Genomic DNA, 10,470 nt, shown 5'->3' on the forward strand with positions numbered 1-10,470 from the left:
AAACTGACTTCCCAGACAACAAAAAACCCGGCCAATAGACCGGGTTTTTTCGGATCTGCTCCAGCGATTATTAACGCTTGGAGAACTGAGGACGCTTACGCGCCTTCCGCAGACCAACTTTCTTACGCTCCACTTCACGAGCGTCACGGGTAACGTAACCCGCTTTACGCAGCGCAGGGCGCAGCGTTTCATCGTAATCCATCAGGGCGCGAGTCAGGCCGTGACGAATAGCGCCCGCCTGACCACTGATACCACCACCTTTAACAGTGATGTTGATATCGAAACGATCCGTGGATTCAGCAACCACCAGGGGCTGACGAACAATCATCCGCAGAGTTTCGCGACCGAAAAACTGCTCAATGGAACGACCGTTGATAGAGATGTTACCGCTTCCCGGCTTGATGAAAACCCGAGCCGTGGATGTCTTGCGGCGACCAGTACCGTAATTTTGTGCTACAGACATATCCGCCTTCCGTTAAATGTCGAGTTCTTTGGGCTGCTGGGCTGCATGAGGATGCTCAGCGCCGGCATAAATTTTCAGCTTCTTGAACATGGCACGGCCAAGCGGGCCATTCGGAAGCATGCCTTTAACAGACTTCTGGATGATTTGCTCAGGAGCCTTGTCGACCAGCTTCTCGAAGTTGATGGACTTGATTCCACCCGGAAAGCCGGTGTGACTGTAGTACATCTTGTCAAATGCTTTTTTGCCGGTAACCCGTACCTGACTGGCATTGATAACCACAATGTAATCACCAGTGTCGACGTGAGGGGTGTACTCAGGCTTATGCTTGCCCCGCAGACGACGGGCGATTTCAGTTGACAGACGACCCAGCGTCTTGCCGGCTGCGTCTACAACGTACCAGTCACGTGTTACTGTTTCTGGTTTCGCACTCAGAGTCTTCATTGATTCCGCCTTGAACGCTATATAAGAAACGTTAAAAACCACCACCGGTAAATGCTCGGCATCCGGAGGAGGTTCTTTACCTGTATGTTATGCGGCAGTGACATCATTCGGGGCTGAGATGATGGCATCGCCTTGAAAAGCCAGGGCGCGAAGTATATCCGAACCCAAAAAGAAAGCCAACCCTGAAAGGGACTGTTTCGTTATTCACGTATCCTCATTGCTACCGCGGAACGGAGCCACCAACCAAAGGGCACCGAAACAACCCGTGGTCGTCATTTCCACGACTCTAGCGCTCGGAAGCGCCGACTTCGTTCCAACCATACAGCCGTTGCACGTTGCAGAGCAGCGACTGGGCCAGGTCTTCGAGCCCCGAATTCCGCAACCGTGCCAGGGTGGCTAGTATCGACGGCAGGTACGCAGGCGAATTATGCCCCGCCTCGACGCCCGCTGGCGCCATATCAGGCGCGTCCGTCTCGAGGATCAGCGCATCAACGGGCAACCGGGCGATGGTATCCCGGGTCTTTCGCGCTCGCTGATGGGTAATGACACCACCAACACCGATGAAGCAACCGAGGTCAATCAGCTTGGTAGCCTGCTCATAGCTGCCCGAAAACCCGTGCACCAACACCCGCCCTGAAAAGCGCTTGCGCCGCAGCACCTCATAGACCTCGTCGTGGGTCTTAACGGAGTGAATAACCAACGGTAAATGTACAAGCGCAGCAATATCAACCTGCCCTTCAAACCAGGCGTACTGATCCCGCATGTCCCCGTGGAGCCGATCCAGGCCGCACTCCCCCAAGGCTACACAATGACCTGGACGGTCTTCGAGCAAGCCTTGCAATGCGCATAGGTCATCGGCGGTATGCTCAGCCACATACCAGGGATGGATTCCGAGACAGTAGTAGAGCCCATCGTATTCCGATGCAATGCGACTCACCCTGCTCCAGTCGGGCCGCCGAACGCCGGGAATAACGAGATTCGACAGACCACTGCTGCGAGCGTCCTCAAGCACTGCCTTGCGACGCCCATCAAACTCAGGGAAGTCAAAATGGCAATGAGCATCAATGAGTCGCATTCACTCACTCCAGCCTGCTAGTGCTCCCGTGTTTTATGGAAGCTGATCTCTGGATAGCGCTCCTGGGCCAACTGCAGGTTGACCATCGTTGGCGCAATGTAGGCCAGTCGGTCGCTGCCATCCAGAGCCAGGAAATCGTTAGCCTTACGCTCGAACTCATCCAGTTTACGCTCATCAGAGGCCGTTACCCAGCGTGCCGTTGCAACATTTATCGGCTCATACACCGCCTCAACCTTATATTCGCTCTTGAGCCGACTAACCACCACATCAAACTGCAGGACACCCACCGCTCCCACGATCAGGTCGTTGTTTCGAAGCGGGCGAAAAACCTGTACCGCGCCTTCTTCCGCAAGCTGGATCAAACCCTTTTGCAGCTGCTTGGACTTGAGCGGGTCCTTCAGGCGAATACGACGGAACAATTCCGGTGCAAAATTGGGGATGCCGGTAAATTTCATATCCTCACCGGCAGTGAAGGTATCTCCCAGCTGGATGGTGCCGTGGTTGTGAAGGCCGATAATATCGCCTGCGAACGCCTCCCCCGCATGCTCCCGATCACCTGCCATGAAGGTTAGCGCATCGGAAAAGCGAACTTCCTTGCCGATTCTCACGTGACGCGCTTTCATGCCCTGATTGTAGCGCCCCGACACGATCCTCAGAAAAGCCACACGATCCCGGTGCTGGGGGTCCATATTCGCCTGAATCTTGAACACGAAGCCCGAGAAGACATCCTCTTCTGGTTTCACTAATCGCTGATCGGTTTCACGCGGTTGCGGTGTTGGGGCCCACTCCACCAACCCATCAAGCATGTGATCCACACCAAAATTGCCCAGCGCCGTACCGAAGAACACCGGCGTGAGCTCGCCCGCAAGGAAGGCGTCCAGATCGAACTCATGGGACGCTCCTTTGACCAGCTCAATCTCGTCTCGGAGATCACCAGCATAGCCTCCCAGAACCTCGTCCAGCTCAGGATTCTCAAGCCCCTGGATCACTCGTTTTTCCTGGATGGCATGGCCCTGACCAGATTTGTACAGGATCACTTCGTCCCGGGTCAGGTGATAGACACCTTTAAAATTCTTCCCCATACCGATGGGCCAGGTAATCGGTGCGCAGGCGATTTTGAGGACATCCTCAACCTCATCCATCAACTCAACGGGATCACGCGTATCACGGTCCAGCTTGTTCATGAAGGTCAGTATTGGCGTATCCCGCAAGCGGGTTACTTCCATCAGCTTGATCGTGCGTTCCTCAACACCCTTGGCGCTGTCGATCACCATCAGGCACGAATCCACCGCCGTTAACGTGCGGTAGGTATCTTCCGAGAAATCTTCGTGGCCAGGCGTATCCAGGAGGTTGACCAGGCGCCCGCCATATGGGAATTGCATCACCGAGGTGGTGACGGAAATACCACGCTCCTTTTCCATCTCCATCCAGTCGGATTTTGCGTGCTGCCCCGACTTCTTTCCCTTGACCGTGCCGGCTTTCTGGATGGCCTGCCCAAACAGCAGAACCTTCTCTGTAATGGTGGTTTTACCCGCATCCGGATGCGAGATAATCGCAAACGTGCGGCGCTGGGATACTTCGCTGGCAAGGCTGGTCATAATTGGTAACAACCTGGTTCGGAGAGACTGAAAAAACGGACGTCATTATAGGGATATTAAGGCACTGACGCGAACCCGCATCCGTTGAGAGCGTGCCCGATCTAACCGCGGAGTTTCGAGGGACTATCCGCCCAAGGGTAAGGCCATGACCAGTGCGTCTTCCCGCTCGCGGCCTGCAGGGTAGTAGCCCTTCCTGCGACCAATCACGTCAAAACCTTCCGCCGCGTACAGATCAATTGCTGCACGGTTGCTGGCGCGCACCTCCAGTAAAACCTGGCTCATGCCATCCCGCGCCGCCTCCAGCACAAGGTGCCGAAGCAAACGGCGTCCTCCGCCATTGCCCTGTTTAGCCGGTGCCACGCACAGATTCAGCAAATGGGCTTCACCCACCATATAAGCGACGACGGCGTATCCACTGAGCCGCTGCCCCCACTCGAGTGCCCAGAGCCGATAGTCAGGCCGAAAGCACCCCAAAAAAACGGACTCGCTCCAGGGGAAGGAGTAGCCCTGGGCTTCGATATTGAGGACGTCAGGCAGATCCTCCTGGCGTAAGGCCCGGATCATGAGGTCGGCACTCTCTATCTCGCGGTATAGATCCTGCCCCACGAGTCAGCCCCCGACGGCGGTCTTCAACTGCTGCCAGAGCTCACGTTTGTAAGCGGGCACCGCAGCCAATTCGGCAAGAGTATGGGAGAAGTCGACAGCAGCATCACCCAGCGCATCGTCAAGCAATACAGCTCTTTCTGAGGGAGAATCGTTGGTTAAAACTCCGAGCAAGACCACCTTGCGGGCACCGAAGTCATTGGCCAGGAAATGAAGAGTATCGCGAAAACAGTCTGCGCTGTTTCCTGGAACCCTCAGATTTCCAAACACCGGCCAGCGAAGCTCTCGCCCTTTCTCGATCCGGGTTTCACCGACCGCTGCCAGGATGTTTTGTGCCAGTGTGTCTTGAAGCCGTGTGCTGGCCTCGTCGGATACACCACTGATCAGCACAAGCCGCTCTGAGAACCAGAACCCAAGGTGGGCGTGAATCTGGCGGGGCAACTCCCCAGCAGCGTCCACTGTTTTTTCAGGCGACTCGTCGGCCGGTGCCTTCGACTCAACGACAACTGGCGTTTCCGGAGCCTTTTCGGGCACCGGTACGCCAGCAGGTTCCGGCGTGTCATCGGCCATCAGCGCCTGGATGCCGGCGATTCTGTCCTTGCCGACACCATCAACCTTACGCTGGGGAACAGTTGGCCGCGCCGGAACCGGAGGCGATACAATCGCAGCAGCTTCCAGCTCCGGCTCATCCTGCTCGGGAAAGGCGAATTCAGGGCTCGGTGCGGCGCCGGGTAACGCCTTCCTGGCGTACCAGAGATGGATTCCCGCCTTGCCCAGATAAAATTGACGTTCTGCCTCTGGCATCATCATTGTACTAGCCCCCTTCGCCTACCCTGCTCAGACATCAGCGCCCTGCGGGTGCTGCCGAACACCGCCCCGGCTGATCAGGTTCAGGGCCTCAATGTAGGCCTTTGCGGAGGCGATAATGATATCGGTATCGGCGCCGATGCCGTTCACAATTCGACCACCGCGCTCCAGGCGTACCGTTACTTCCCCCTGGGCATCCGTACCGCTGGTAATGTTGTTCACGGAATAGAGCTGCAGGTTACAGCCGGAGTCTACCAGGGACTCAATGGCCTTGAAGGTGGCGTCAACCGGCCCGCTGCCTTCTGCCTCTACCTTGTGCTCCCTGCCATCCACCAGAAGGGTCAAGCGAGCCCGGGGAATAACACCGGTCTCAGAGCACACCTGCATAGTAACGAGCCCATAGCGGCCGTCTTCTTCCTTCTGCCGGGTATCGCTGGCAATCGCCTGAAGGTCTTCATCGAAAATCTCATGTTTGAGATCGGCCAGTGCCTTGAACCGGGTAAAGGCTTCATTAAGCTCTGTTTCTGTCTCAAACTGGATGCCGAGTTCCAACAGGCGGGAACGGAAAGCATTACGGCCAGAATGTTTACCCAGCACCAGGCTGTTGGTGTGCCAGCCCACGTCCTGTGCCCGCATGATTTCGTAGGTTTCCCGATGCTTCAGGACGCCATCCTGATGAATACCTGATTCGTGGGCAAAGGCGTTTGCACCAACGATCGCCTTGTTAGGCTGTACCGGAAAGCCGGTGATGGTCGATACCAGTCGAGAGGCAGGCACAATGTGCTGAGCATCTACCCGGGTGTCGATAGTGTAAAGATCCTGACGGGTACGAACCGCCATCACAAGCTCTTCAAGAGAAGCGTTCCCTGCCCGCTCACCGAGCCCGTTGATGGTGCATTCCACCTGGCGGGCACCGCTGCTAACGGCTGCAAGGGAGTTTGCAACCGCAAGCCCGAGGTCGTTGTGACAGTGAACGGAGAACACGGCTTTGTCGGCGTTCGGAACACGGTTCAGCAACTGACGGATGGTCTCTCCAAACTGCTCCGGAATAGCATAGCCCACTGTATCCGGAATGTTGATGGTTGTTGCGCCGGCCTTGATTGCCGCTTCGATAATACGGCACAGAAAATCCAGCTCTGACCGACCGGCGTCTTCGCAGGAAAATTCAACGTCGTCAACATGACTGCGGGCACGCCTAACGGATCTGACGGCCTGCTCAACCACGTCATCCGGCTGCATCTGCAGCTTGTACTGCATGTGAATCGGAGACGTCGCAATGAAGGTATGGATACGTCCGCGCTCGGCCGGCCTTATGGCCTCCGCGGCGCGGTCAATGTCCTTATCCAGTGCCCTGGCAAGACTGCAAACGGTAGATTCCTTGATAGACTCTGCAATCGACTTTACCGCCTCGAAGTCACCCTGGCTGGCGATCGCAAAACCCGCCTCTATGACGTCAACCCTCAGCTTCTCGAGAATCCGGGCTATCCGCAGTTTCTCCGCTTTTGTCATCGTTGCGCCGGGGCTTTGCTCACCGTCACGCAATGTTGTGTCAAAAATAACCAGGTGATCGTTCGCAGGCATGGCGCTCTCCATCAGGGCAACTGAAGACCAGTTTCACGGGAGTATATCATCGATTGCGATGCCCACGGGGCGTGCATAGTGTTTAGTCGACGCCGTTCATCCAGACCAGCCAAATCAGCAAACCATTGAGCACCAGAGAGACAACCGCGATGAAACGCCAGTTTTCCGGTGGCACACGGTCCACGAGCGGGCGCCATTCGGTGGGTGTCAGCGCCGGGTTGGGATGTCCGAGATCCCTCAGGAATTCCGACAGCGAAGGGTATCGGGACTCCGGCCTCAAGGAAACGGAGCGTTGCAGGCAGGCATCCAGCCACACCGGCAGGTCTGGGTTGAATTCGCGTATACTGCGATAGCGCAAACGGCGACGGACGGAGGGTCTGGGAGGTTTCGCATAGGGAAGCTGACCGGTCAACAGCTCATAGGCAATCACCGCCAGGGAATAGCGGTCAGAGGCGGGTGTTGCCCGATCACCCTCAAGACACTCCGGCGCAGCGTAGCTCTCAGTCCCCAGGCAGCCATCCTGCCCCCACGGAACATCAATCTCCTCAATCCCTCGAATTCGTACCGCGCCCAGGTCAATGATTTTAACTGTCCCGTCTCTGGCAATAAGTACGTTTTCTGGCTTGAGATCCTGGTGCACCATTTCAAGACGGTGCAGAGCCCGTAAACCAATGGCAATCTGCTGAATGAGGTTCCTCACGTCGGCAGGCGTTGGCAGGGGGTTGTCGTTCATCCACTCGCGTAGCGTCGGTCCCTGAACATATTCGGTGACACAATAGAGGCAGCGTCGGTTCTGGGGCGGCTCAATAAACCGGACAATATGAGGACTGTTTACACGGCGCCCCACCCAGCACTCATTGAGAAAACGGTCGATATAGGCCGGATCATCCACAAAGTTCGGCGATGGCGTTTTGATAATCACCGGCTCACCGCCGGCATCGGGGCTGGCAAGGTAAACCTGGGTGCGGCGGCTGGCGTGGATTTCCCTGACAATCCGATAACCGTCAAGCCTTTGCCCAGGTTCCAATGGCGGCGGGAATGCCAGCGACGTCAGCCGTTCATAATGAGCCTCAACGTCTTCCACTGGCAGATGCTCAATATTAAGTACCTGAGCACTCAGGTTGTCGGGGCTTCCAGCGGAGTAGGCTGCGTCCACCAGCGCTCTGGCGATCTCATCCGCGTCGCCCTCCGCCGCAAGTCCGGTCATAACGACTGGGTCGAGATACCCGTGCACACCATCAGTGGTCAACAATAAACAATCACCGGGCAGAAGGTTTGCCCGGAATACATCAATTTCGACATTCAGCTCGGCCCCCATGGCCTTTGTCAGCGCGCCCCTATCGGCGCCTACAACTGCATGATGGTCCCTGGTCAGGCATTCCAGTTCGCCGTTGCGAACAAGACAAACCCGACTATCCCCCACATGAAATACATAGGCTCGATTGTTCTTGATGACGACACCGCTAAAAGTACACACCATCGCATGGGCATCTGCATGGCTGGCGTGACCACGACCGTGCAACCATCGATTCAAGGCCCCAAGGACACGACCGGCCGCAGTTTCAACGGCCCAGGAGTCCGGCGTACTGTAGTAGTCGTGCAGAAACCCTTTTACGCAGGTCTCAGCCGCCTCACGGCCTGCGGCTGAAGCACTCACCCCATCGGCAATAACAGCAGCAACTCCCTTGAGAACGAGGGCCTCGCCTTCTGGATACCGAATACCCAGGCTGTCCTGATTCTCGGCCTTCCGGCCGGCGATGCTGTATTGGCCGGCCTGTAATTGGAGGCGACCACTCACGTTACGTCAATCATTCTGACGGAACCATCCGGCATAACCTCGCTTGTTTGCGGATCAGGTTCATCCATGAAGATCATCACCAGGGACATGATTGCCAGAGCAATTGCTCCCAACACCAGGAAGAACTGATCTGAGGGCACCAGGGCCAATATAACCAGGAAGACAACACCTCCTACATTGCCGTAGGCACCTGCCATCCCCGCAACCTGGCCGGTAAGACGACGCTTCACCAACGGAACCGACGCATAGACTGCGCCACATCCGCCTTGCACAAAGATCGAGCAGAGCACAACCAGAGTGACCGCCAATGGCAGAGGCCAGCTGCTATCAATCCTTGCCATGAAGAAGTATCCAACTGCGATACCGGCCAGCATCAGTATCGTAATCAGCTTTCGCCCATAGCGGTCCGCAAGATAGCCGCCGCCGGGGCGCCCAAACAGGTTCATCAGAGCAAAACTCCCGCCGAGCATCCCCGCCAACATGGGAGAGATATCAAACGTATCCAGGAAATACAGCGGCAACATGGAGACCACCGCAAGTTCCGATCCGAAGCTCGCCATATATACGAGATTTAAAAGTGCTACCTGCTTGAACGGGTAACGATCAAATGCCGGTACAGGCCTTTGAAAGACGTGACCGTTTATCTGCCAAATCCGCAAGAACTGGACAGCTGCCATCACCCCTATCGCACCATAAAGAAGATAGGTTGTCGGAGCCCCCAGCATACCGAGCTTAAAGGGCCCCAGTTGCCAAACGATCAACGCCAAAGCAAAGAACAGCGGCAAGTTCATTACCACGTAAAGGACGAAATCGCCCTTGCTGGTGACTTCCATCGCACCGCCCCGCTTTGGCTTGAAGTAAGTCGAACCTTTTGGGGTATCGCGAACCAGGATGAAGAAAACCGCCGCGTAGATAATCGCGATAACACCGGTCGTGCCTACCGCCCAGCGCCATCCGTTATCGCCACCGAACCACAGCGCGAGTGCCGGCAATGAAAGCCCGGCAAATGCAGCTCCAAAGTTACCCCAACCGCCATAGATACCCTCAGCCAGTCCCAGCTCCTTCGCCGGGAACCATTCACTTATCAGACGGATACCCACAACAAATCCCGCACCAACAAAGCCCAACAAGAATCGGGTCACTGCGAGCTGTTCAAAGGTTGTGGAGAGTGAAAATGCGATACAGAGAAGCCCTGACACAACAAGGACCAAGCTATACACACGGCGAGGGCCGAGTGCATCCACTAACATACCGATAAGAATTCGAGCTGGTATCGTCAATGCTACGTTGAGCAGCAACAAGGTATTTACTTCCGAGGCTGACAACCCGAACTGATCTCGAATAGAAGACATTAGGGGGGCGTGATTAAACCAGACCAGGAAGCTTATAAAAAACGCTACCCAACTCAGGTGAAGAACTTTGATCCTTCCTACGAAAGAAAAGAATCGAAAAGAGGTATCGCTCATACGTTGGCCTGTAAACATGCGGAATTTGCCAACAGATCGTGAGGAAGTTTCTAAGGGAGGGCCAAGTGTGGCGAACTATCAAAGCAAAACAGGAATGGCCGACACCTTCACTTCCTTCTGACGGCGTCGTTGCCGGTACCTGTTGGAGCCTAACTCTAGACCCGATACTTCAGCAAAATATATTCCAGAATATTTTTAATTTTTAAAAACAATGCATTGCGAATATTTCCAAGGGCAACAAATCCCCAGCAACGCACCAATGCTGGGCAACCCGAGCGGCACCGCACCACTATAGGTTATTGGTTGTTACTTTTTTACAGGCAATAAAAAACCCCCGTCGGCGAAGCCGCGGGGGTTTTTGGTATTAGGAGCCTGACGATGACCTACATTGCTCAGGCCTGTCGGCCTTCGGCCCTTCGGGCCCGCCGTCGCTGCGCTCTGGCGTCCTGCACCTGCCGTTGGCAGGTTTGTCACATGGGGCCGTTGTAGTGCACAGCAGGGCCTCGATCCAAACATAAAAAAGCCCCGGCAGCATACGCTGTCGGGGCTGTTTTATATTAAGAGCCTGACGATGACCTACTCTCACATGGGCAGAAGCCACACTACCATCGGCGCTGGTCTGTTTCACGGCTGAGTTC

Annotated in this window: 9 protein-coding genes; all 9 read right to left on the bottom strand. The window is 55.7% G+C overall.

All coding sequences use genetic code 11. The features are described from left to right. Positions 1-70: 70 nt before the first annotated feature. The gene (gene rpsI / locus JJO78_RS07550; protein ID WP_007154597.1) at positions 71-463 is read right to left on the bottom strand and encodes a 30S ribosomal protein S9; all 393 of its coding nucleotides are present in this window, start codon (positions 461-463) and stop codon (positions 71-73) included. A 12-nt stretch (positions 464-475) separates the two neighbouring features. After that, positions 476-904: a 50S ribosomal protein L13 gene (rplM, locus tag JJO78_RS07555; protein ID WP_007154598.1), complete on the bottom strand. Its 429-nt coding sequence runs from the start codon at positions 902-904 to the stop codon at positions 476-478. A 286-nt stretch (positions 905-1,190) separates the two neighbouring features. Next, a complete protein-coding gene (locus JJO78_RS07560; protein ID WP_036203708.1) occupies positions 1,191-1,979 on the bottom strand; it encodes a TatD family hydrolase in 789 nt (262 codons plus the stop codon). Positions 1,980-1,996: 17 nt separating this feature from the next. Then, positions 1,997-3,577, bottom strand: coding sequence for a peptide chain release factor 3 (gene prfC, locus JJO78_RS07565; RefSeq protein WP_036203705.1), 1,581 nt, complete (start codon positions 3,575-3,577; stop codon positions 1,997-1,999). 123 nt (positions 3,578-3,700) lie between these two features. Next, positions 3,701-4,183, bottom strand: coding sequence for a ribosomal protein S18-alanine N-acetyltransferase (gene rimI / locus JJO78_RS07570; RefSeq protein ID WP_227544273.1), 483 nt, complete (start codon positions 4,181-4,183; stop codon positions 3,701-3,703). Between the two features lie 3 nt (positions 4,184-4,186). Beyond that, a complete protein-coding gene (locus JJO78_RS07575; RefSeq protein ID WP_075196055.1) occupies positions 4,187-4,990 on the bottom strand; it encodes a hypothetical protein in 804 nt (267 codons plus the stop codon). Positions 4,991-5,017: 27 nt separating this feature from the next. After that, a complete protein-coding gene (locus tag JJO78_RS07580) occupies positions 5,018-6,568 on the bottom strand; it encodes a 2-isopropylmalate synthase (protein WP_036203699.1) in 1,551 nt (516 codons plus the stop codon). Positions 6,569-6,650: 82 nt separating this feature from the next. After that, complete coding sequence (locus JJO78_RS07585; protein ID WP_151982842.1) at positions 6,651-8,366, bottom strand: bifunctional protein-serine/threonine kinase/phosphatase; 1,716 nt, start codon at positions 8,364-8,366, stop codon at positions 6,651-6,653. Then, complete coding sequence (locus JJO78_RS07590) at positions 8,363-9,832, bottom strand: MFS transporter (RefSeq protein WP_151982844.1); 1,470 nt, start codon at positions 9,830-9,832, stop codon at positions 8,363-8,365. The genes JJO78_RS07585 and JJO78_RS07590 overlap by 4 nt, the downstream gene beginning before the upstream one ends. Positions 9,833-10,470: the final 638 nt, after the last annotated feature.

Source organism: Marinobacter sp. DS40M6 (genome assembly GCF_028581595.1).
Lineage (GTDB): Bacteria > Pseudomonadota > Gammaproteobacteria > Pseudomonadales > Oleiphilaceae > Marinobacter > Marinobacter salarius.